23 protein-coding genes and 1 other RNA gene are annotated in these 21,174 nt (G+C 62.7%); 9 read left to right on the top strand and 15 right to left on the bottom strand.

Annotated features, from left to right (window positions below; translation table 11 throughout):
- Window positions 1–59 precede the first annotated feature (59 nt).
- The 10 genes from Q0687_RS30130 to Q0687_RS30085 form a co-directional block, all read right to left on the bottom strand.
- Window positions 60–266 carry a DUF2065 domain-containing protein gene (locus tag Q0687_RS30130; protein ID WP_128950366.1) on the bottom strand — a complete coding sequence of 69 codons (207 nt, stop codon included), beginning with the start codon at window positions 264–266 and terminating at the stop codon, window positions 60–62.
- A 71-nt stretch (window positions 267–337) separates the two neighbouring features.
- Window positions 338–1,234 (bottom strand): protease modulator HflC, encoded by an 897-nt coding sequence (gene hflC / locus Q0687_RS30125; RefSeq protein WP_298885069.1) that lies wholly within the window; start codon window positions 1,232–1,234, stop codon window positions 338–340.
- Entirely contained in the window at window positions 1,231–2,367 is a 1,137-nt protein-coding gene (gene hflK, locus Q0687_RS30120; protein ID WP_298885068.1) for an FtsH protease activity modulator HflK, read from the bottom strand. The genes hflC and hflK overlap by 4 nt, the downstream gene beginning before the upstream one ends.
- Before the next feature lie 160 nt (window positions 2,368–2,527).
- Window positions 2,528–3,040, bottom strand: coding sequence for a dihydrofolate reductase (locus tag Q0687_RS30115; RefSeq protein WP_298885067.1), 513 nt, complete (start codon window positions 3,038–3,040; stop codon window positions 2,528–2,530).
- On the bottom strand, window positions 3,040–3,525 hold the full coding sequence (locus Q0687_RS30110) for a GNAT family N-acetyltransferase (protein ID WP_298885066.1): 486 nt from the start codon (window positions 3,523–3,525) through the stop codon (window positions 3,040–3,042). Before Q0687_RS30110 ends, Q0687_RS30115 begins: the two co-directional genes overlap by 1 nt.
- A 5-nt stretch (window positions 3,526–3,530) precedes the next feature.
- Window positions 3,531–4,325 (bottom strand): thymidylate synthase, encoded by a 795-nt coding sequence (locus Q0687_RS30105; RefSeq protein ID WP_298885065.1) that lies wholly within the window; start codon window positions 4,323–4,325, stop codon window positions 3,531–3,533.
- 207 nt (window positions 4,326–4,532) lie between these two features.
- Window positions 4,533–6,047 carry a tripartite tricarboxylate transporter permease gene (locus Q0687_RS30100; protein ID WP_298885064.1) on the bottom strand — a complete coding sequence of 505 codons (1,515 nt, stop codon included), beginning with the start codon at window positions 6,045–6,047 and terminating at the stop codon, window positions 4,533–4,535.
- 7 nt (window positions 6,048–6,054) lie between these two features.
- Window positions 6,055–6,816: a tripartite tricarboxylate transporter TctB family protein gene (locus Q0687_RS30095; RefSeq protein WP_298885063.1), complete on the bottom strand. Its 762-nt coding sequence runs from the start codon at window positions 6,814–6,816 to the stop codon at window positions 6,055–6,057.
- 95 nt (window positions 6,817–6,911) lie between these two features.
- Window positions 6,912–7,442, bottom strand: coding sequence for a chromate transporter (locus tag Q0687_RS30090; RefSeq protein WP_298885062.1), 531 nt, complete (start codon window positions 7,440–7,442; stop codon window positions 6,912–6,914).
- Window positions 7,439–8,068: a chromate transporter gene (locus Q0687_RS30085; protein ID WP_298885061.1), complete on the bottom strand. Its 630-nt coding sequence runs from the start codon at window positions 8,066–8,068 to the stop codon at window positions 7,439–7,441. The genes Q0687_RS30090 and Q0687_RS30085 overlap by 4 nt, the downstream gene beginning before the upstream one ends.
- Before the next feature lie 96 nt (window positions 8,069–8,164).
- Here Q0687_RS30085 and ssrA point away from each other — a divergent pair.
- The 8 genes from ssrA (at window position 8,165) to Q0687_RS30045 (ending at window position 15,608) form a co-directional block, all read left to right on the top strand.
- Window positions 8,165–8,542, top strand: a transfer-messenger RNA (tmRNA) gene (gene ssrA / locus Q0687_RS30080).
- 114 nt (window positions 8,543–8,656) lie between these two features.
- Window positions 8,657–9,172, top strand: a complete 516-nt coding sequence (locus tag Q0687_RS30075) for a ClpXP protease specificity-enhancing factor SspB (RefSeq protein WP_298885060.1) — start codon at window positions 8,657–8,659, stop codon at window positions 9,170–9,172.
- 89 nt (window positions 9,173–9,261) lie between these two features.
- Window positions 9,262–10,689, top strand: a complete 1,428-nt coding sequence (fumC, locus tag Q0687_RS30070) for a class II fumarate hydratase (protein WP_298885131.1) — start codon at window positions 9,262–9,264, stop codon at window positions 10,687–10,689.
- Between the two features lie 281 nt (window positions 10,690–10,970).
- The gene (locus tag Q0687_RS30065) at window positions 10,971–11,159 is read left to right on the top strand and encodes a DUF4169 family protein (RefSeq protein ID WP_298885059.1); all 189 of its coding nucleotides are present in this window, start codon (window positions 10,971–10,973) and stop codon (window positions 11,157–11,159) included.
- Complete coding sequence (locus tag Q0687_RS30060) at window positions 11,156–11,410, top strand: ribbon-helix-helix domain-containing protein (protein ID WP_298885058.1); 255 nt, start codon at window positions 11,156–11,158, stop codon at window positions 11,408–11,410. The genes Q0687_RS30065 and Q0687_RS30060 overlap by 4 nt, the downstream gene beginning before the upstream one ends.
- Window positions 11,411–11,541: 131 nt before the next feature.
- Window positions 11,542–11,817, top strand: a complete 276-nt coding sequence (locus tag Q0687_RS30055) for a FeoA family protein (RefSeq protein WP_298885057.1) — start codon at window positions 11,542–11,544, stop codon at window positions 11,815–11,817.
- A gap of 25 nt (window positions 11,818–11,842) precedes the next feature.
- Window positions 11,843–13,714 carry a ferrous iron transporter B gene (locus Q0687_RS30050; protein ID WP_298885056.1) on the top strand — a complete coding sequence of 624 codons (1,872 nt, stop codon included), beginning with the start codon at window positions 11,843–11,845 and terminating at the stop codon, window positions 13,712–13,714.
- Between the two features lie 202 nt (window positions 13,715–13,916).
- Window positions 13,917–15,608 carry a cytochrome b5 domain-containing protein gene (locus tag Q0687_RS30045; protein WP_298885055.1) on the top strand — a complete coding sequence of 564 codons (1,692 nt, stop codon included), beginning with the start codon at window positions 13,917–13,919 and terminating at the stop codon, window positions 15,606–15,608.
- An 89-nt stretch (window positions 15,609–15,697) separates the two neighbouring features.
- Here the strand turns inward: Q0687_RS30045 and Q0687_RS30040 are convergent, their stop codons facing one another.
- From Q0687_RS30040 to Q0687_RS30020, 5 genes are all read right to left on the bottom strand, one after another.
- Complete coding sequence (locus Q0687_RS30040) at window positions 15,698–16,327, bottom strand: MBL fold metallo-hydrolase (protein WP_298885054.1); 630 nt, start codon at window positions 16,325–16,327, stop codon at window positions 15,698–15,700.
- 189 nt (window positions 16,328–16,516) lie between these two features.
- Complete coding sequence (locus tag Q0687_RS30035) at window positions 16,517–17,551, bottom strand: IS110 family transposase (protein WP_298885053.1); 1,035 nt, start codon at window positions 17,549–17,551, stop codon at window positions 16,517–16,519.
- A 199-nt stretch (window positions 17,552–17,750) separates the two neighbouring features.
- Window positions 17,751–18,383, bottom strand: coding sequence for a glutathione S-transferase (locus Q0687_RS30030; RefSeq protein ID WP_298885052.1), 633 nt, complete (start codon window positions 18,381–18,383; stop codon window positions 17,751–17,753).
- Window positions 18,384–18,401: 18 nt separating this feature from the next.
- Window positions 18,402–19,148 carry an SDR family oxidoreductase gene (locus tag Q0687_RS30025; protein WP_298885051.1) on the bottom strand — a complete coding sequence of 249 codons (747 nt, stop codon included), beginning with the start codon at window positions 19,146–19,148 and terminating at the stop codon, window positions 18,402–18,404.
- A gap of 38 nt (window positions 19,149–19,186) precedes the next feature.
- Window positions 19,187–19,936 (bottom strand): glucose 1-dehydrogenase, encoded by a 750-nt coding sequence (locus Q0687_RS30020; RefSeq protein ID WP_298885050.1) that lies wholly within the window; start codon window positions 19,934–19,936, stop codon window positions 19,187–19,189.
- 178 nt (window positions 19,937–20,114) lie between these two features.
- Between Q0687_RS30020 and Q0687_RS30015 the strand changes: the two genes are divergently transcribed.
- A complete protein-coding gene (locus Q0687_RS30015; RefSeq protein ID WP_298885049.1) occupies window positions 20,115–21,023 on the top strand; it encodes a LysR family transcriptional regulator in 909 nt (302 codons plus the stop codon).
- The last annotated feature ends 151 nt before the right edge of the window (window positions 21,024–21,174 follow it).

The raw sequence follows: 21,174 nt of genomic DNA, 5'->3' as shown, positions 1-21,174 counted from the left end.
GCCCCGGATAATACGGCGAAAACCCGCCCCTCGCCTTCACTTTGGCGTTGGCCCTGCGGCTAGATCGGCCGTCGCATCGCCCAGATCAGGATCAGACCAGCCACGGCCGAGCCGATCCCCACCGCCCGCAGGATATTGTCCGGCGTAGCGATGGCGCTCTTCATGGCCTTGCGCATCCAGTTCGGACTTGCCGCGAACATCAAGCCTTCCAGCACAAACAGGATGCCTAAGCCGATGAGGAAGTCGGCGAACGCAATGGACCTCATCGGATTGGAACCTCCCGTGGTGCTGTTTTTGTCTGGACGAAGGGCGGCCAAACTTGCCGCCCTTGTCTAACTTACGGTTTCGCCGGCGTCTCGGTCGCCGTCTTCCCTGACGGGTTACCAAAATACCGGAAGAAATCCGAGTCCGGTCGCAGCAAATAGCGGGTGTCGTCCTTCTTCAACCCGTTCTCATAGGCCGTCATCGACCGGTAGAAGGCGAAGAAGTCAGGATCCTTGCCATAGGCTTCGGCGAACAGGCGGTTGCGCTCGGCGTCGCCGACGCCGCGGGTCTGCTCGGCCTGTGAGTTGGCCTCGGCGATGATCACCGTCGCCTCGCGATCTGCCTTCGACCTGATCTCCTGCGCCTTCTGACCGCCCTGCGCACGGAACTCGGCTGCTTCACGCTGACGCTCGGTCTGCATGCGCTGGTAGACCGCCTGGCTGTTCTGCTCCGGCAGGTCAGCACGGCGGATCCGAACATCCACCACCTCGATGCCGTAACCGTCGGCCTCGCGGTCGAGCTGCTCGCGGATGCGCCCCATCAGCTTCTCGCGGTCATCGCGCACCACGGTGATGAAGTTGACCTCGCCGAGGACGCGGCGCAGCGCCGCGTTCAACAGCGAGGTGAGCTGGAGGTTCGCTGCCTGGATCGAGCCGACGCTCTGATAGAAGCGCAGCGCGTCCTTGATCCGGTAGCGCGCGAAGGCGTCGACAACGAGCCGCTTTTGGTCGGAAGCGATGACCTCCTGCGACGGGTTCTCAAGGTCGAGGATCCGCTTGTCGATGTTAATCACCGAGTTCCACGGCGCCTTGAAGTGCAGCCCGGGGTCGGTGACGACGTCTACCGGCTTGCCGAATTGCAGCACGATGGTTTGCTCGGTCTGCTGCACCGTGAACAACGACATATAGCCGACGATCACGACCAGAAGCGCCGCAAGCAGCGCGACGATGCCTGTTACGGGAGACCTCATCGGGAGCCTCCGACCGGCTGCTGGCCCGGCGTCGTGGGCTTCTTGGCCGACAATTCGTTGAGCGGCAGATAGGGCACGACACCCTGGCCCGAGGAGCCACCGTCATAGATCAGCTTGTCCGAGCCGCCGAGCACGCGCTCCATCGTCTCCAGATAAATCCGCTCACGCGTCACGTCGGGCGCCTTCTTGTATTCCTCGTACACTTTCAGGAAGCGCGAGCTCTGGCCCTTGGCCTCGGCAACCGCCTGCTCCTTGTAGCCTTCGGCGGCTTGCAGGATCCGCGCCGCGTTTCCGCGCGCTTCCGGCACGACCTTGTTGGCATAGGTCTGCGCTTCGTTTTGCAGCTGCTCCAGATTGGCGCGCGCTGCCTGCACGTCGCGGAATGCGTCGATCACCTGCGCTGGCGGATCGACCTTCTGCATCTGCACCTGCGTGATCTGGATGCCGGCGCCGTAGCCGTCGAGCGTCTTCTGCATCAGATCCTGCACGGTGGTCTCGGTCTGCGTCCGCGCGCCGGTCAGGATCGGCTGGATGTTGGAGCGGCCGATCACCTCGCGCATCGCGCTTTCGGCCACCGCCTTCACGGTGCCCTCGGGGTTCTGGATGTTGAACAGGAAATTGCCGACGCCGTTGGGCTTGATGCGCCACAGCACGGTGAAGTCGACGTCGACGATGTTCTCGTCGCCGGTCAGCATCAGGCTCTCTTCAGGCACGTCACGGATCGAGCGGCCGCGCCGGGCCGGATCGTCGATCAGCGTCATGCCGATGGAAATGGTGGAGACGCGCAGCGCCTTTGGCAGCAGCACGGTCTCGATCGGATAGGGCAGATGATAATTCAGGCCCGGATCGACGGTGCGCACATGCTTGCCGAAACGGAGCACCACACCCTGCTCCTCGGACTGCACCCGGAAGAAGCCCGACAGCAGCCAGAGCGCGATGACGATGAGCAGGATCAGCGTGATACCGATGCCGGAGAAATAGCCGCCCGGCATGATCTGCTGCAGCCGGTCCTGGCCACGCCGCAGAAGGTCTTCCAGATCCGGCGGCCTCGGCCCGACCGGTTGCGGGCCTGTGCCCCATGGTCCTTTCGGACCCGAGCCCCACGGGCCACCGCCCTGATTCTTCCACGGCATTCGACGCTCTCCTCGGCAGACCGAGACTGAAACTAAAGCCGGTCCGCATTGTCCGGTCCGGCTTTATAGGGGACCGAACGGACCCTTACAACGCAAGCCTCGCCGCCCTCCGAGCTAAGCTCGGGGGTAGAAAAGTCAATGTTAACATTGGTGAATGCAGTCAATGGGGCCGCCGCCGACGATATGTCACATAGGAGTAGTCGGCACTATCGTCGGGCCCGGCGGGGTGGCGGACGCGCGCCGTTTCCTCCCACTTCGCCTTGTCGATGTCGAAATGCGTGTCGCCGTCCGGCTGCGCATGCACTTCGGTGATCTCGAGGCGGTCGGCGCGATCAAGCCATTGGCGGTAGATTTCCGCCCCGCCGATCACCGCGATTTCAGTGGCTGAACGCCGCAGGGCATCACCAAGTGCGACCGCGCCAGCGTCCTCCGCGGAGGTCGTGACGACGGCGCCGGCGGCGCGATAGGCCGCATCGCGCGTGATCACGATGTTGGTGCGGTTCGGGAGCGGCCGACGCGGCAAGGATTCGAAGGTCTTGCGGCCCATGATCACGGGCTTGCCAACGGTCAGCGCCTTGAAGCGCGCCATGTCGGATTTCAATCGCCACGGGATCGCGTTGCCGGCGCCGATGACGCCGTTCTCCGCAACTGCAACGACGAAGACGATCTCCATCAGGACGCGCTCCCTGCAAGTCGCGTCAACGCAGGCCCCGTGACGCGACACAGCGTCCAGTCGTCCAGCATCACGGCGCCGAGCGACTTGTAGAACGCGATCGACGGCGCATTCCAGTCGAGCACCGACCATTGCAGGCGCGACCAGCCGTTATCGACGCATTCCTTTGCGAGATAAATCAGCAGCGCCTTGCCGAGGCCCTTGCCCCGATGCGACGGCCGCACATAGAGATCTTCGAGATAGATGCCGTGGCGGCCACTGAACGTCGAGAAATTCAGGAACCACACGGCAAAGCCGGCAGGCTCGCCGTTCCACTCGGCGATCGCACAAAACAGCCGCGGGTCGTTGCCGAACAAGGCGTCCGCAATGTCAGCCTCGCTCGCCTCGACCTCATGCGAGAGCTTTTCGTACTCGGCAAGTTCGTGGACGAACTCGAGGACGAGCGGAGCCTCGTCCGGACGCGCGCGGCGGATGTTCAGCGACATCGCTGCTAAACCGCGACTTCCGCCTTGATGTGCGGATGCGGATCGTAACCGACGAGCTCGAAATCCTCGTAGCGGAAGGAGAAGATGTCCTTCACGTCAGGATTGATCTTCATCACCGGCAGCGCGCGCGGCGCGCGGGAGAGCTGGAGCCGCGCCTGCTCCAGATGGTTGGAATAGAGGTGGGTGTCGCCGAACGAATGCACGAAGTCGCCGGGCTTCAGGCCGGTGACCTGCGCGACCATCATGGTGAGCAGCGCGTAGGAGGCGATGTTGAAGGGCACGCCGAGGAACACGTCGGCCGAGCGCTGGTAGAGCTGGCAGGACAGCTTGCCGTTGGCGACATAGAACTGGAACAGGCAGTGACAGGGCGGCAGCGCCATCTTGTCGACCTCGGCCGGATTCCAGGCCGAGACGATCAGACGGCGCGAGTCCGGATTGCGCTTGATCATGTCGACGACGCCAGCGATCTGGTCGATGCTGCGTCCGTCAGGCGCGGGCCAGGAGCGCCATTGATGGCCGTAGACCGGGCCGAGATCGCCATTGGCATCAGCCCATTCGTCCCAGATGGTGACGCCGTTGTCCCTGAGATATTTGATGTTGGTGTCGCCCTTCAGGAACCACAGCAGCTCATGCACGATCGCCTTCAGCGGCAGCCGCTTGGTGGTCAGCATCGGGAAGCCGGCGGACAGATTGAAGCGCATCTGATGGCCGAACACCGACAGCGTGCCGGTGCCGGTCCGATCGGTCTTCTCGGCGCCGTCTGAAAGAATCCGCTCGAGCAGGTCCTGATACTGGTGCATGTGCCAATGAGCCTTTGGGGAGGCGGCGAACTTAACGACCGCCCCGGCGCTGCGACAGCTGCGATTCGCTGTACGCGTTGATTATACCCGGAAAAGTGAGTGTTCCCGGCCGAAACGACAAGGGGCGGAACTCGACGTCCCGCCCCCTCTCTATTTGCTTGAAATCGCTGGTTAAGTTGCCTCCGCGCAGACGCCGGTGCGGCTCAATCAATTCTCGGATTCGGTGAACACCTCGTCGCGCTTGGTGCGTAGCATCGGCAGCAGCGTGAGCACCAGCAGGAAGGCGGCAATCGCGAGCAGCACGGCCGAGAGCGGACGCGTCACGAACACGCTCCAATCACCACGCGAGATCAGCAGTGCGCGGCGAAGGTTCTCTTCCATCAGCGGCCCGAGCACCATGCCGAGCAACAGCGGGGCTGGCTCGAAATCATGCTTGATCAGCCAGTAGCCCACCAGGCCGAACACGCCTGCGAGGATGACATCGACCGGCGCGTTGTTCACCGAGTAGATGCCGATCGCGCAGAAGATCACGATCGAGGGGAACATCAGCCGGTAAGGCACCCGCAAGAGACGCACCCAGATGCCGACCAGCGGCAGGTTGATGATGATCAGCATCAGATTGCCGATCCACATCGAGGCGATCATGCCCCAGACGAGATCCGGCTGCTTCTGCATCACCTGCGGACCCGGAACGATGCCGTGAATGGTCATCGCGCCAACCATCAGCGCCATCACCGCATTCGGCGGGATGCCGAGCGTCAGCAGCGGGATGAAGGAGGTCTGCGCCGCGGCGTTGTTGGCGCTTTCCGGCGCCGCCACGCCCTCGATCGCGCCGCGGCCGAACCGCGACGGGTTCCTGGCGAGCTTCTTCTCGAGCGTATAGGCGGCAAACGACGCAATCACCGCACCGCCACCGGGCAGGATACCGAGGATCGAGCCGAGCGCGGTGCCGCGCAGGATGGCCGGCGCCGAGTCGATCAGGTCTTTCCTGGTCGGCATCAGGCCGGTGATCTTCTGCTGCACGAGATCGCGGTTCATCTCGGCGCCGGCGTCGAGATTGCGGATGATCTCGGCAAAGCCGAACACGCCCATTGCGACCGTCGCAAAGCCGAGACCGTCGGCAAGCTCCGGAATGTTGAAGGCCATGCGCGAGGCACCGGTTTCGATGTCCGAGCCGACCATCGACAGCAACAGGCCAAACACGATCATCGCGATCGCCTTCAGCACCGAGCCCTTGGCGAGCACGACCGCGAAGATCAGGCCGAGCACCATCAGCGAGAAATACTCCGCCGGCCCGAATGCGAGCGCGAGTTTTGTGAGCGGCGCGCCGAGAACAGCGATCAAGACGGTCGCAACGCAACCGGCAAAGAACGAGCCGATCGCGGCAATCGCCAGCGCCGGACCGGCGCGGCCCTGCTTGGCCATGGCGTGTCCGTCGATGGCGGTGACGACCGATGTCGCCTCGCCGGGAATGTTGACCAGGATCGAGGTGGTCGAGCCGCCATACTGGGCGCCGTAATAGATGCCGGCGAGCATGATCAGCGCGCCGACCGGCGGCAATCCGAAGGTGATCGGCAGCAACATCGCGACGGTGGCGATGGTGCCGATGCCCGGCAGCACGCCGACCAGCGTGCCGACGAGCGCGCCGATCAGGCACATCAGAAGGTTGATCGGAGAGAAGGCGACGACGAAGCCGTGAGCGAGGTTGGCAAAAAGCTCCATGACAGCCTCACTGAGCCAGGAAACGCGGGAACATCGGCATCGGCAGGCCGAGCACATAAGGGAACAGCAGTGCGCAGCCGATCGTCAGACAGGCGCCGACAAGGGCGGCCTCCCCCCAGCGTGTTTCATGCGATCCGAGCGCGGCGACCATGAAGCTCACGAACGCCGAGACCACGAGGCCCAGGGGCCGGATCGCCAAGGCGAAGAACAGGATCGCGCACATCACGAACAACGGGCCACGCCAGGAATAATGTGCGAGCGCCGGCCCCTCGTTCAAAAGGCCCGTCAGCGCTATCGCGGCGGACAGAGCCACCAGCAATCCGCCGAACATCCGCGGCGCGGTGCCCGCTCCGAAGGAGAAGCCCCGCATCCCCTGCAAATCGCTCGAGGCCCACAGCGCGAACAGCGCGAGCGCCATCAGGATGACGCCGCCGATATAGTCCTGTCCCGATTTGATCGTCATGAACAGCGTGACGATCGCCACCGCGAACAACGGATAGGAATAGATCAGCGCCAGCAAGACATCCGATGACGCCTTCTTGGTCTCACCGCCGATCGCGCCAAGCAGCGCAGCGGGCGCGCCGGCGACGAGCGCCGTCGTGTGGCTGATCAGGACCGTGGCCGGACCGCGTCCGGCCCCCCAGCCGAAGATCGTCCCGATCGACCAGATCAACTCGAAAATCTGAGGGGCGAGCGCCAGCAGGCAGAAGCCAAGCGCCACCGAGGTGTTCCTGGTGGCTGTCGCCGAGTGGCCCATTGTATCGGCCATGCATGTCTCCTCCGCGACCCGTAAGTCACGAGCACTGTTATTCTTAATCGGCTGGAACTGGATCCCCGCCCCGATTTATTGCCTAGCGATTTTCATCACACAATGCCAGCAAAACCCAACAGGCCGCCTGCGAGCAGAAGCCACAGCGGATTGACGCGCGAGACGGAAGCGATCAGTGCAACTGTCGCGGTCAGGAGCAGCGCAGCAATGGTGCGATCGGTCGACTGTGCGAGGATCAAGGCACTCGCCGCCATCAATCCGATCGACAGCGGAACCAATGCAGCCTGGATCAGGGCAGGCCAGCGCGATTGGCTCGGCCGATTCAACAGGCGGCTGACATAGTAGGCAAGCAGCGCCGTCGGCAGGCACATCGCCAGCGTCGCGGCCAGCGCGCCCGGAATGCCGGCAACGGCATAGCCGATCAACGTGACGATCAGCACGTTCGGACCCGGCGAGAGCTGCGCGATCGCATAGGCATCCGCGAACTGCTTGTCGGTCATCCAGTGATGCACATCGACAGCGATGCGGTGCATCTCGGGCACTGCGGCGGCAGCGCCGCCCACCGCGAATAGAGACATAAGACCAAAGGTGGAGATCAGCGCCCAGATCGGGTTCTGACTGCTCATACTGCTACCTTCCGTCGCATCACGTAAGTCACCGCGATGCTGAGCGGGATCGCGATGACCAACACTGCCTGCAAGGGCCAGCGAAACACGCCGATGGCCGTGAACACGCCGAGCATCAGGATGAGCACGACGACGTCCATCCGCTTGAGCAGCGGCGTCATCATCCTGAAGACCACGGCAATCAGCAGGCCGACCGCGGCGCAGGAGATGCCTGCGAGAATACGGCGCAGCACCTCGACGTCGCCGAACCGGGCGTAGATGATCGCAAGCACCGTCATGATCAGCGTCGGAGGCAGCAACAGCCCGGTGAAGGCCGCCACGCCTCCGGCGATGCCACGTAGCCGCGATCCGAACACCATCGATAGATTGACGATGTTGGGCCCCGGCAGGAAATGGCAGAGCGCGAAGGTCTCGTTGAACTCGTCCGCGGTCATCCAGCGGTGCCGATCGACGATGGCGTGCCTGGCAAACACCAGGACGCCGCCGAACCCGGCCAGCGACATCCGGGCAAAGGCCAGGAACAGTGCCAGCAGGCCGGGCGGAGGCGCGTGGATGGCGGGATGATCCGGCCCTTGATCTGGTTCTTGATCCGGCTCTTGGGCGGCCGGTGCCGAATCCGTGGACATGTCAGGAGCTTAGAACGCGGGTCGCAGGGTGGCCAAGATCAGGCTCCGGGCCGTCTTGGATCTATCCCAAGGGAACCGCACCCTCACCGCTCGAAACCTCTGTTTTTTGAAACCTTTGCCCCCTATATTGGGTGTGCCGGTTCGCCGGCTATGGAAATAAACGGTCGTCGCAATAAACCATTCGGACCCGGGGGCGGTACCCGGCGCCTCCACCAAAGCCCACTTGAAGGCCCATTTAAGGGCTCACCCGAAGCGGGCTTTGGCGGGGGCGAAATAGGATCGACGAGGGCGTAAAGGGCGTACTTTTTCCCGGTATTGTTCCGCCGTTATCGGGCTACTGCAATAGTTGCCAACGACAACTTTGCTCCGGTTGCTCAGGCTGCGTAACGCAGTTTGAAAGACCAACTTAAAGTCCTAACGGGTTAAGCTCCGTTAGGCGGGGTTCGGAGGCACCTGGCAACAGAAGCCTCCACTTACCTCTGATTTCCCTCCCGGCGGGGACTCCTGCTGACCCGTCAGGCGCGGTACTATTGCGGCTTGGCGAGTCGGGCCGGCGGGACCCGTCTCCTGGAATGCAACAGGACCACCATGGCGACCGATCACATCCGATACGACGTGCTGGCGAGCGAGGCGATGCGCGGCGTGGTCAAGAAAGTGCTGACCGACGCCGCGGCCCACGGCCTGCCAGGCGAGCATCATTTCTTCATCACCTTCGCATCGAAGGCCGAGGGCGTGAAGCTGTCGAGCCGATTGCTGGCGCAATATCCGGAAGAGATGACGATCATCCTCCAGCACCAGTTCTGGGACCTGACCGTGCTCGAGGACCGTTTCGAGGTCGGCCTGTCCTTCGGCGGCATCCCGGAGCGGCTGGTGGTGCCGTTCAGCGCCATCAAGAGCTTCCTGGACCCGTCCGTGAAGTTCGGCCTCCAGTTCGAAACCTCCGACGCCGAAGTGGCGGGCGAGACGTTGCCGGCTGCCCCTGCCCCGACGGCTGTGGCGATGCCCGCGCCTGCCGCTGAGCCGACGGAGACCGCGGAAGAGCCGAGCCCGCCGAACCAAGGCGGCGCCGAAGTCGTGCGGCTCGATCGTTTCCGCAAGAAATGATCTAGCTTGGCCGCGAGACCGTCGCGTCCGCCCAATCTCCCTATATAGAAGAGCACATGAACAAGCCGTGCGGCACCTCGCACGGCAAAATGGATGTGCTCATGGCCAAAGCCGCGAAGACCGCCCGCCCCGCGACCCGCATCGAGACCGACAGTTTCGGTCCCATCGAGGTGCCTGCCGATCGTTATTGGGGGGCACAGACCGAACGCTCGCGGCAGAATTTCCGCATCGGCATCGATCGCATGCCGATCTCGCTGGTCCATGCGCTCGGCATCGTCAAGCTTGCGGCGGCACAGTCCAACCTCGAACTTGGCCTGCTCGACAAGCGCAGAGCCGGCGCGATCATCCGGGCCGCCCACGAGGTGATCGAGGGCAAGCTCGACGATCATTTCCCGCTGGTGGTGTGGCAGACCGGCTCGGGCACCCAGAGCAACATGAACCTCAATGAGGTCATCGCCAACCGCGCCAACGAACTCCTGGGCGGCGAGCTCGGCGCCAAGAAGCCGGTGCATCCCAACGACCACGTCAACATGAGCCAGTCGTCGAACGATAGCTTCCCGACCGCGATGCACATTGCCGCGGCAAGCCGCATCAATGTCGATCTCGTCCCCGCGCTCGGCGAACTGCACCGCGCGCTCCGCAAGAAGGAGAAGGAGTTCGCCAGGATCGTGAAGATCGGCCGCACCCATACCCAGGATGCGACGCCGCTCACGCTCGGCCAGGAATTCTCCGGCTATGCCGCGCAGGTCGAAAGCGGCATCGCGCGACTGAAGGTCGCAGTGAAGGATCTCTATCCACTGGCGCAGGGCGGCACGGCCGTCGGCACCGGCCTCAACTCCAAGCCGCGCTTTGCCAGGCTGTTTGCAAAGCACGTTGCCGGGATCACCAAGCTCCCCTTCACCAGCGCCGCCAACAAATTCGAGGCGCTCGCGTCCAACGACGCCTATGTGCTGGCGCACGGCGCCATCAATTCCGTCGCCACAGGCCTGTTCAAGATCGCCAACGACATCCGCCTGCTCGGATCTGGTCCGCGCTCGGGGCTTGGCGAATTGATCCTGCCGGAAAACGAGCCGGGCTCGTCGATCATGCCGGGCAAGGTCAATCCGACGCAATGCGAGGCGATGACCATGGTGTGCTGCCAGGTGTTCGGCAATCAGACTGCGATCACGGTCGCCGGCAGCCAGGGTCATTTCGAGCTCAATGTCTACAAGCCCGTGCTCGCCTACAACATGCTGCACTCGATCCGCCTGTTGGCGGACGCGGCGCGCTCCTTTACCGAACATTGCGTCAGCGGCATCCGTGCCGACGAAAAGCACATCAAGGAGCTGATGGAGCGCTCGCTGATGCTGGTCACCGCGCTGGCGCCGAAGATCGGTTACGACAACGCCGCCAAGGTGGCCAAGACCGCGCATGCCAACGGCACCACGCTGAAGGAGGAGGCGCTGCGGCTCGGCTTCGTCTCGTCAGACGAGTTCGACCGCCTGGTACAGCCGGAGAAGATGACGCGGCCCGGATGAATTCCGAATTCCGATAGTCATCCGTAATGATACGGAGCCCTAAAGCTCATAATTATAAGGTTTGAAGGGTAGGATTTGATTACCGTCAATGTTTCGGGGGAGGCGCGTGCTACGCAAAGCCTTCATGCCCGTGACGGGGCGAATTCATCGTTTGATGGCCATTGAGGCCAATTGACGAGGACAAGCAAATGACGACGATCAAGTCTTGTGCGGCGCGCGGCCGCGCCCGGTGTTTGAATGTAACATCCCTCCCGCAGAGGATCGTGTGATGGAGACGCGGCATGGGGAACGTCATCAACCTGAATCGTTTCAGGAAGCGCGCCGAGCGGGAAGCCTCGACGAAGTTGGCGGACGCCAACCGAACGAAGTTCGGCCGCACGAAGGCCGAGCGATCGGCGGAGGAGAAGCAGGCGGACCAGGCGAAGGCGCATCTGGACCAGCACCGGATCGATCGCGAGGAGCAGCCATGAAGTCGCCCGTCGTGAAGCGTTCCATTGTGGTCGCCGGTCACAAGACCAGCGTCAGCCTGGAAGAGGCGTTCTGGAACGGCATGAAGGAGATCTCGGGCCTGCGCAACATGACGCTGTCCGAGCTCGTCGGCGAAATCGACGGCGCCCGCCAGCAGGGCAATCTGTCCTCGGCGATCCGCCTGTTCGTGCTCGACTACTTCAAGAGCCGCGCCATGGCCGCCATGCAGCCGGACAAGATCCCGGCGCAGTAGCGCCGGGGCGCCAATTAAGCCTGCGGCGCTTGGCCCACGGCTTCGTGATCTGCACTTTAAAATCGCTCTAAGGTGCGGTTTCCACGGGCGCGCGCGCTTGACCTCAATGCCTTGCGTTGAAAATACAGGGCATGACCGATATCAATGACATGCGCCGCGAGATGCCGCTGGGCCTGGCCCAGCGCGGCTACACCGGCGTCATCCAGCACCTCGCCGCCAAGGAGGCCGGCTCAGCTCTCTCGGACATCGAGCTCGAGAGCCGGCTGATCGAGCTCGGCTTCGTCGAGGGCGCCCGGGTCGAGGTCCTGCACGAGGGGCTGGTCGGGCGCGACCCGATCGCCGTACGCGTCGACAACATCACCATCGCGGTGCGCCGCCGCGAGGCCATGGCGATCATCGTCGCCTAGGCATCGCGACCGGATATCTGATCCCATGGAATTACCCCTGCTGCATCTCGCCCTGGTGGGCACGCCAAACAGCGGCAAGACCTCGCTGTTCAATGCGCTGACCGGCAGCCGGCAGAAGGTCGCGAACTATCCGGGCGTTACCGTCGAGCGCAAGGAAGGTTTTTTCGTCACGCCTCTGGGACGTCAGGTCTCGATCGTCGACCTGCCCGGCACCTATTCCCTGCGCGGCCGCAGCCCCGACGAGGAGATCACGCGCGACTTCGTGCTGGGCAAGGCCTCCGGCGAGATCGTGCCCGATCTCGTGCTGTGCGTTGCGGACTCCACCAATCTGCGTCTCACCATCCGCCTGCTGCTCGAGCTGAAGCGCACCGGCCGGCCGCTGGTGCTGGTGCTCAACATGTTCGACATCGCGAGCCGCCGCGGCATCTCGGTCGACGTCGCCAGGCTCGCCAAGGAGCTCGGCGTGCCCGTGGTCACCTCGATTGCGGTGCGCAAGGGCGGCACGGCCGACCTCCTGGCGCTCACCGACGAGATCTCCGCCAGGCTCGCCGCCGAGCCGCAGCCGAACAGCTGGCGCGCGCTCAGCGTCTCCGAGTTGCGCTCGACCCAGCGCGAGGCCGACCGCATCATCTCGGACTGCGTCAGCCTGCCTGCCCGCCCCGACACCTTGACCGCGCGGATCGATGCGATCGTGCTGCATCCGGTCGGCGGCCTGATCGTGCTGGCGCTGATCCTGTTCGTGATGTTCCAGGCGGTGTTCGCCTGGGCACAGCCGCTGATGGAGCTGCTGCAATCCGGCTTCGACGCGCTCGGCGAGTTCGTGCACGCCACCCTGCCCGCCGGCCTGCTGCAGAGCTTCCTTCAGAACGGCGTGATCTCGGGCGTCGGCAGCGTCATCGTGTTCCTGCCGCAGATCATCATCATCTTCCTGTTCATCCTGCTGCTGGAAGATTTCGGCTACATGGCACGCGCGGCGTTCCTGATGGACCGCATCATGGGCGGCGCGGGACTGCACGGCCGGGCCTTCATCCCGCTGCTGTCGAGCTTTGCCTGCGCCATTCCCGGCATCATGGCGACGCGCGTGATCGACAACAAGCGCGACCGCCTGACCACGATCCTGATCGCGCCGCTGATGACCTGCTCGGCGCGCATCCCCGTCTACACGCTGATCATCTCGGCGTTCATCCCGGCAAAGGACGTCTTGGGCTTCATCAATTTGCAGGGCCTCGTGATGTTCGGCCTCTATGCCGCCGGCATCATCAGCGCGCTGGTTGTCTCGTTCCTGATCAAGTTCTTCATGCTGCGCGACTATGCGCCGGCGCCCTTCATGCTGGAGCTGCCGGACTACAAGGTGCCCCGGCTGAAATCGATCGCGATCGGCATCTTCACCCGCGCCAAGATGTTCCTGCAGCGCGCCGGCACCACGATCTTCTCGATGATGGTGCTGATCTGGTTCCTGGCCTCGTTCCCGCAGCCGCCTGCAGGCTCGACCGAGCCCGCGATCGACTTCAGCCTCGCGGCGATCATCGGCAAGGCGATCGAGCCGTTGCTGCATCCTGTCGGCTTCAACTGGCAGATCGCGGTGGCGCTGATCCCCGGCATGGCAGCGCGCGAGGTCGCGGTCGCCGCGCTCGGCACCGTCTATGCGATCGAAGGCGGCAAGGAAGCGGCCGAGCAGATCGGCCAGGTGCTCGCGACCAAATGGTCGCTCGCGACCGCGCTGTCGATGCTCGCCTGGTACATCTTCGCTCCGCAATGCGCCTCCACCCTCGCCGTCATCAGGCGCGAGACCGGAAGCTGGGGCTGGATGGCGGCAACCTTCGCCTACATGCTGGCGCTGGCCTATGCGGCGAGCCTCTTGACCTACAATGTCGCGCTCGCGTTGGGCGCCGGGTAGCCCCCGCCAAACCAAAACTCGAAAACAACCCCATGCACAGTAGCCCGCTGCCCGAAGGCTGGTTCCGGAACTTCGGAAAATCCGTTGACCCGTCGGGCAAAACACTGGCATGATGGCATCATCGCACGATCGCCGCTCGGCCGGCGGTTCGTCGCGATTTCATCCGTTCAAACGACATCCACCTGACGCGAAGGATGACAGGATGCGGGCGGTGATCATCGGTGCCGGAATGGGCGGGTTGATGACGGCCCTGGCGCTGCGGCAGTCCGGCGTCTTCGCATCGGTCGATGTCTACGAGCAGACCAAGGTGCCCAGCACAGCGGGCGCCGGCCTGAACATCCCGCCTAACGGAGCGCGGCTATGCCGTTGGCTGGGTGTCGATCTCGATGGCGGCGATCCCAAGGGCCCCGATGGGGCGATCGACGGTGGCCGGGCGGCCATTCTGGAATCGACCCGGCAGTTCAACGCGGATGGCAGCGTCACGAAGCGGCCCTTCGATCACGTCACGGCAGCCGGCGATGGTGCCGGATTTCATCACATGCACAGGCTGGACCTGTTGATGTGCCTCTACAAGCGGGTGTTCGCGTTCGGTCCCGATAGCGGAGAGCCATGCCCGATCACCGTGCATATGGATTGCCGGCTGACACAGTTGCACCAGAGCGCAAGCGAGGTGACGGCCAGCTTTTCGAATGGCCGAACCGCCACGGGAGAGGTTCTGGTCGGGGCCGACGGGATCAACTCTGCCACGTTGCACCTGGCGTGGCAGAACCCGCGTCCCAAGCGCTGGACCGAGGTGACCTGCTTTCGCGGACTCATTCCGCGGACGGCGGTCGCCTCGCTCCGCAAGGCCGACGGCAGGGCGCTCGACAACAATCCGATCGACTCCTTCAGCATGGACCGGCATCGCAACGACAAGAGCGGGGCGACGACCTATTGGGTCCGCGGCGGCGAGTTGCTGAACGTGTGGATCGCCCGCTATGAGCCCGACTCTGCCGCGTTCGAGCAGGAGGAAGGCGACTGGTTTCCGGTCGGTCGGGAGGAGATCCTTCGCGAGGTGGGCGAGGCATTCGAGGGCAGCCCCAGTCGCGACGACCTGCTGGCCCTGGCAGGGGCGATCGTGCGTCCCACAAAGTGGGGCCTCTACGATCGCGACGCGCTCGAAACCTGGGTGCAAGGCCGGATCTGTCTGCTCGGCGATGCAGCGCACCCGATGCTTCCGACGTTTGGCCAGGGCGCCGCGCAGTCCTTCGAGGACGCCGCCGCGCTCGGCAGCGCCTTCGCCCTGAACAAGGACGATGTGGCGACAGCGCTGCTGCATTACGAGCGCGTGCGGCATTACCGCGCCACCCGCTTCCAGCTCGGCTCCAAATTCGCCTTCGATCATCTGCGGGCCAAGGACACCGCCGAGCAGAAGGCGCTGCTCGAGAAGCTGGACGAGCGGGTCAGCCCGGCGTTTGCCCATGACAAGCGCGGCGGCGAGGACGATTCCTGGATCTACGCCTACGACGCCCGCAATATCGGCACCGAGCTGCCTTACAAGAGATTGGGGCCGTGGGATTTCCGCCGGGCCGCCAAGGCCAACTACGCCACCATTCCCGGCAAGCTCTGGACGCCGGCCGCCGCCGCCAGGGAGCGGCGGCCCGTCGCGCGCGCGGAGGTCGCCCGGCACAATACGCGGGACGACTGCTGGGTCATCATTGCAGGGAAGGTTTACGACATCACTGAATGGGCCCCGCATCACCCCGGTGGCGCCGGCATCGCCCGGATGTACGCCGGCAAGGAAGCCACGGCCGAATTCGGCGACTATCACAGCGCCGAAGCTGTCGCGCACATGGCCCATTTCTGCATCGGTGACCTCGTCGAGGCTGCAGCCGTGGTGCCGTCGGCACGCTGACAGCGTAGACATCAGTGAAAACGCCTTCCGATCTTCTCCCAGCGATCTCCCGCACGCCCCGTTCTCCGCCGTGCACGACAGGCCTGATATTAATGGCTAACGGTTGAGGCCTTAATTTCGAGTAAGTCCCGGCCCGCTATGATTTCGCCGGAGAAAGCTTTGCGAGCTTCGTCTACGAACACCTGATCGGGAACGGCGCCGTTTCCTGGTACGAAATGACTTAGCACCAGCTTTTTGACCCCTGCGGCTTGGGCCACTTCGCCTGCTTGCTCGACCGTAAGTGCATTGCCTGATATGCTTTTGAAAGGGTTGTCTGCGGTCTCCTTATCAAACCGGCCTACTTTCACGGCTCCATCGAGCACTTGGCGCGCTCCCCGAAGATATTGCGCCTCGCACACGAATACATCCGCGTCTTTAGCCAGGTCAATTAGAGCATCTGTCTTTCGGGTATCTCCAGAGAACACGATGGAGCGATCCGCAGTGTCAAAGCGATACGACAGTGCCACCGGAAGCGGTGGATGGTCAGCCAAGATGCAGCTGACCCTCACATTGTCGTCTTGCATCACAGTTCCGGCCGCTTCTATCTCATGCGAGACAAGCATTGCTCTGGGATCAGGCTTGCCTTCATCGCGAATTCTAGGGCGCGTACTCATCTGTGGACGCCCCGCGAGATGCAAGCGATTTTTGAGGAAGATCGGCACGTAGTCGGATGCTGCCATCTGTCCGGCCTCTGATGGTGCAGCGATGAAGCCGCGGGCCCGTATGGGAGTTCGCAGACCGGAACCAAATCATAAAAGCGTGCTCTAGGCACGATGAGTACGCCTGGTTCTTCCGGCCTCGTCTCGCCGACTGTGTGCCATACCCTCCTTCGACCGACTACATCTCTGACGACCTCAGGTCCGCTAAGGTTATGCCTTGGCGGCGACCGGAGCCTTGTAGTTCTCCTGCTTCAGCAGCAGCGCCCATACGATCCGCGCCATCTTGTTGGCGAGTGCGACTGTTACCAGCATACGCGGCTTGCGAGCCAGCATCTGTTCGAGCCAGGAGCCTTTAGGGGCGCCACGTTTGCTCGCCTGCTTTACAACGGCGCTACTGCCGATGATGAGTAGACGTCTCAGCGTGCGTTCGCCCATCTTGGATGTTGCACCGAGCTTCTGCTTGCCGCCCGTCGATCTTTGAAGAGGCGTGAGACCTAGCCAGGCGGCAAAGTCACGACCCTTGGCAAAGGTTTCAGCTGGCGGAGCTAAGGCTGCGATCGCAGTGGCTGAGATTGGGCCGATACCGGGAATGGTCATGAGCCGGCGCGATACTTCATCCTCCCGAGCGCGCCTTGCGATCTCCTTGTCGAGATCCGCGATTTTGCCGTTCAAACTGTCGAGCAGGTCTAACATCACTCGGAACATCGCGTGGGCCGCTTTGGGAAGCGAGTTGACCATCTCATCTTCCTCGATCAGATCGGCAAGCATCGTTACATGCGACGGCCCCTTGGGTGCGACCCAGCCATATTCCGTGAGATGTCCCCGTATAGCGTTGATGAGCTGAGTTCGCTGTCGCACCAACAGATCGCGGGTTCGAAATACCAAGCCCGCCGCTTGTTGCTCTTCGCTCTTTACGGCCACAAACCGCATGCTCGGTCGCTGAGCGGCTTCGCAAATCGCCTCGGCATCGATCGCGTCGTTCTTCTGTCGCTTCACAAACGGTTTTACGTAGGCCGGTGGGATCAGCCGTACCTGGTGGCCAAACTGGGTGAGCTGGCGCGCCCAGTGATGAGCACCGCCACATGCCTCCAACGCGACGGTACAACTCGGCTGGGCTGCAAAGAAATCCAGCAATTTTCCCCGAGTGATTCGTTTGCTGAATACAGTTCGCCCTTTCCCGTCTGCTCCGTGAGCGTGGAAAACATGCTTGGCGATATCCAGACCGATTATGCTAACCTCCGACACGGACGCCTCCCTTAAGTGGTGCTCAACACCTCCACTTTGGCACATCGATGCCGTCGGCGGGGCGTCCACCCCATCATAAATCCTCTTCGATATCCGGTTCGTCCCGACACCGACGGCCTTTCCGCAACCGCAGCAAATGTCTCGATGGGCCAGAGACGACCAAGAAAATCCGCGAGTCCCGGCCTCCATGACTAGAGCCTTACGCGTCGGCGCTTGGACGCGATGATACGACGTCATACCAACGCCTCGAACCTGCGTTTTTGGGTGGTATCTCCAAGCTCAACGCTTTTTTTGCAAAATCGATTGCGACCATTGCTGTGATATCAGCGACGCTGAACTGATCCCCAGCCACGAATGGCACTTCGACCAACCGGGTCTCCAGATCGTCATAGAAGTCGGCAATGCGACGACGGCCACGCTCGACCAATTCAGGGATCTGGTCGTAGCCGTGCGGTCCCGCGATGGCGCGCCCCTTAAGAGCGGCGGCGCCGTTACGAACCGTCTCCATGACTGCGGCGAATCCCTCCTGCTCCATCCGACGCTCCCACATGGTAATTGCGGCCTTTTCCTTAGCTGTAGTTCCGAGCAGTGGCCGGTGAGGGTACGTCTCCTCGAGATAGCGGATGATGGCTGGGACTTCGCCGATGGTCGATCCGTCATCGAGAACGAGAGCGGGGACGACACGGCGCGGATTGATCGTCGCATAGGCCTCGGAGAACTGTTCGCGTGCGCCGAGGTCGACCGGCACAACGGTCATCGAGATGTCCTTCTCCGCGAGGTAGATTCTCACGCGGCGAGAATTGGGCGAGGCATTTGACTGATAGAGTTTCATCGCTGCTTTCTCCGGGCGTCAAAGTTTCGAACCGCCGCCCACCTGGACGGTGTCGCCGGTGACCCAGCGCGCAGAATCTGACGCCAGGAACGTCACGACCTCCGCGACGTCATCCGCATGACCGATTCGTTGCAGCGCCTGCATCCCCAGAGCATATTTGCGGCCTTCCTCGGTCTTGGAAAACTCCGACATGTCGGTATCGATGATCCCCGGTGCGACCGCGTTGACGCGGATACCACGAGATCCCAGCAGCGACGCGAAATGCTTCACAAGCGTGTCGATCGCGCCCTTGGTGGCGGAATAAGCCGGCAACTGGCCCACAGCAGCGCGCGCCGCCAGCGACGACGTCATCACGATGCTCGAGCCTTCGGCCATCAGCGGTAGCAATTGCTGCACCAGGAAAAACGGGGCGCGGACATTGACTGCGAACATACGGTCGAAGTCTTCGACGGTCTGCGCCTCGATGCTGGCCGGCACCGAAATGCCCGCGTTGGCGACGAGAATATCGAGCTTACCGTCGACGAGTTTGCCAACTTCGTTCGCGAGTTTGTGCGCACCATTTGGCGCCGACAAGTCTGCCTTGACGCCGTCGGCCCGCCCGCCGGCCTCGCGGATTTTGGCGACCAGCGAGTCCGCGTCCTTGGCGGAATTGCCGTAGTGAACGATAACGCGAGCACCGGCATTGGCCAGCGCGAGAGCGGTGGCGCGGCCGATGCCGCGGGAAGCACCGGTGACGAGGGCGGTTCGGCTGATGAGGTCGGTCATGACTAATCTCCTGATGTGTCTGATGGTTGGGTGTGAAGCTACGCGGCCGTCCGGCCGCCGTTGACGCTGATGATTTGGCCGGTAATGAACGATGCCTTGTCCGACGCCACGAACAGGATGGCATCGGCGAGTTCGTCCGGTTTGCCCGCGCGCTTGAGCGGGATACCGGCCACCATCCCGGCCTTGCGCTCGGCCGAACCGGTGAACCGGTCAAGCATCGCGGTCTCTACCGGACCGGGGGCGATCGCGTTGACACGGACGCCGAAGGCCGCGGCTTCCAATGCGGCGGATTTGGTCAGACCTTCGACGGCGTGTTTGCTTGCAGTGTAGAGCGACGCGTTCGGCGCGCCGCGACTGCCCATGGTCGAGGAGATGTTGACGATGCTTCCCGATCCCTGCGGCTGCATCACTCGCAGTTCGTGCTTCATCGAAAGGAGAACGCCGAGCACATTGGTGTCAAACGTCGCTGTATAGCTCTCGGCACTCTGATCGGTGACGGGGCCGGGCATTCCCTCGGTACCGGCATTGTTCACGGCGATGTCGATGTGGCCGAACTGCTTGACCGTCCGTTCGACCAGCGCCTGCACCTCGCTCTCGCGTCGAACATCGGCACCAACGAACTCCGCTTCAGCGCCGAGCGCCCGCAGCTCAACCGCGAGCGCCATGCCGGCATCGTTGCGGCGACCGGAAACAACGACACGAGCACCTTCGCGAGCAAAGGCCAACGCCGTCGCGCGGCCGATGCCGGTGAGTCCGCCGGTGATCAGGACAACTGGATGGCTCATCATGCATCTCCCAAATAGAACCACTGCCATACCCATTTGGTCTGGCTGAATGGACCGATCGACGAAGCACGTGCAACGCGCTTGATCGATCTGCTTCAGCGTCTGGGAGTGATTTAGGAAATACTGGCGCTCGGGAGAAAGACTTTGTAAGGTTCAAGCCATACTTTCCAGGACTGGCTCCATGGAACTCCGACACCTCCGCTATTTCGTCGCCGTAGCCGAAGAAGGCAGTCTCACGGTGGCGGCCCAAAAGCGCCTGCACACGGCACAACCGTCGCTGAGCCGGCAGATTCATGATCTTGAGCTGGAACTCGGGGTGCAATTGTTGATCCGTGGACCGCGCGGCATCGAACTGACCCCATCGGGGCGGGTATTTCTCGATCACGCGCGCGTAGCACTGTTGCAGGTCGAAGCCGCCAGCGAAGCTGCGCGCCGCGCCGCGCAGCCGGCAAAATCATCTCTCTCGATCGGATTTCTCACCGGCTATGAAATGGACTGGCTCCCGGCCGTGATGGGTATCCTGCGCGGTAAACTGCCAAGCACTGAGATCACGATCCACAGCGAGGATTCTCCGGACCTTGCCGCCGGACTGGTACGCGGCAAGATCGATCTCGCCTTCCTTCGTCCAGAGAAGAATGCGCCTGGCTTGCAATTCAAGCTGCTAAGGCATGATCCGGTGATTGTGTTGATGCCATATGATCACCCCCTTACGGCCAAGAGCGCGATCCGACCGCAGGAGTTGGTGGGGCAGACCTACATCGGCGTATCACCGATAAGGGCATCGGTATTGCGGACGGTCATCGAGGACTTCTTTAAACGCCATGGATTGACCATCAAGCCCGCGCATCAGGCGGAGAATTTGGCTATGGCGAGTTCTCTGATCGCTTCCACCGGCGGCATCAGTCTGCTTCCGCTTTACGCGCAAAACTTGATGCCGAAATCCATCGTCAGTCGTCCAATCCAGGGCAAGCCGCCGATAGTCGACCTCGTGATCGGCTACAGCGAAGCTAACACCTCTCCGCTGCTGAGATTTCTGCTTTCGAAAGTCGATGAAATTAAGTTTCAGGTCGCAAGTCGCGATGGCAGGTAATCGCGGGACAGTCATCGACCCGTCGGCAATGGGTCCATTTTCGACGGATTCGTCAGGGATTGTCGGCAGGTTGATGTCCTCTCCTGCCCGTAAGCACCGAACCGGGGCCGAGCCAGAAGCGTTGCGTTTGGCGGAACTCCCGTGATTCAAA

This window comes from uncultured Bradyrhizobium sp. (genome assembly GCF_936928535.1).
Taxonomy (GTDB): domain Bacteria; phylum Pseudomonadota; class Alphaproteobacteria; order Rhizobiales; family Xanthobacteraceae; genus Bradyrhizobium.
This window is presented reverse-complemented; position numbering and strand designations above follow the sequence as displayed.

Bases quoted from the DNA above. Each gene is read 5' to 3' on its own strand.
- Q0687_RS30055 (WP_298885057.1), top strand. From the start codon at position 11,542: ATGACCGATATCAATGACATGCGCCGCGAGATGCCGCTGGGCCTGGCC.
- Q0687_RS30075 (WP_298885060.1), top strand. From the start codon at position 8,657: ATGGCGACCGATCACATCCGATACGACGTGCTGGCGAGCGAGGCGATG.
- hflK (WP_298885068.1), bottom strand. From the start codon at position 2,367: ATGCCGTGGAAGAATCAGGGCGGTGGCCCGTGGGGCTCGGGTCCGAAA.
- Q0687_RS30130 (WP_128950366.1), bottom strand. From the start codon at position 266: ATGAGGTCCATTGCGTTCGCCGACTTCCTCATCGGCTTAGGCATCCTG.
- fumC (WP_298885131.1), top strand. From the start codon at position 9,262: ATGGATGTGCTCATGGCCAAAGCCGCGAAGACCGCCCGCCCCGCGACC.
- Q0687_RS30040 (WP_298885054.1), bottom strand. From the start codon at position 16,327: ATGGCAGCATCCGACTACGTGCCGATCTTCCTCAAAAATCGCTTGCAT.
- Q0687_RS30025 (WP_298885051.1), bottom strand. From the start codon at position 19,148: ATGACCGACCTCATCAGCCGAACCGCCCTCGTCACCGGTGCTTCCCGC.
- Q0687_RS30115 (WP_298885067.1), bottom strand. From the start codon at position 3,040: ATGGAGATCGTCTTCGTCGTTGCAGTTGCGGAGAACGGCGTCATCGGC.
- Q0687_RS30060 (WP_298885058.1), top strand. From the start codon at position 11,156: ATGAAGTCGCCCGTCGTGAAGCGTTCCATTGTGGTCGCCGGTCACAAG.
- Q0687_RS30100 (WP_298885064.1), bottom strand. From the start codon at position 6,047: ATGGAGCTTTTTGCCAACCTCGCTCACGGCTTCGTCGTCGCCTTCTCT.
- Q0687_RS30095 (WP_298885063.1), bottom strand. From the start codon at position 6,816: ATGGCCGATACAATGGGCCACTCGGCGACAGCCACCAGGAACACCTCG.
- Q0687_RS30030 (WP_298885052.1), bottom strand. From the start codon at position 18,383: ATGAAACTCTATCAGTCAAATGCCTCGCCCAATTCTCGCCGCGTGAGA.
- Q0687_RS30045 (WP_298885055.1), top strand. From the start codon at position 13,917: ATGCGGGCGGTGATCATCGGTGCCGGAATGGGCGGGTTGATGACGGCC.
- Q0687_RS30085 (WP_298885061.1), bottom strand. From the start codon at position 8,068: ATGTCCACGGATTCGGCACCGGCCGCCCAAGAGCCGGATCAAGAACCA.
- Q0687_RS30110 (WP_298885066.1), bottom strand. From the start codon at position 3,525: ATGTCGCTGAACATCCGCCGCGCGCGTCCGGACGAGGCTCCGCTCGTC.
- Q0687_RS30105 (WP_298885065.1), bottom strand. From the start codon at position 4,325: ATGCACCAGTATCAGGACCTGCTCGAGCGGATTCTTTCAGACGGCGCC.
- Q0687_RS30015 (WP_298885049.1), top strand. From the start codon at position 20,115: ATGGAACTCCGACACCTCCGCTATTTCGTCGCCGTAGCCGAAGAAGGC.
- hflC (WP_298885069.1), bottom strand. From the start codon at position 1,234: ATGAGGTCTCCCGTAACAGGCATCGTCGCGCTGCTTGCGGCGCTTCTG.
- Q0687_RS30090 (WP_298885062.1), bottom strand. From the start codon at position 7,442: ATGAGCAGTCAGAACCCGATCTGGGCGCTGATCTCCACCTTTGGTCTT.
- Q0687_RS30065 (WP_298885059.1), top strand. From the start codon at position 10,971: ATGGGGAACGTCATCAACCTGAATCGTTTCAGGAAGCGCGCCGAGCGG.
- Q0687_RS30050 (WP_298885056.1), top strand. From the start codon at position 11,843: ATGGAATTACCCCTGCTGCATCTCGCCCTGGTGGGCACGCCAAACAGC.
- Q0687_RS30020 (WP_298885050.1), bottom strand. From the start codon at position 19,936: ATGATGAGCCATCCAGTTGTCCTGATCACCGGCGGACTCACCGGCATC.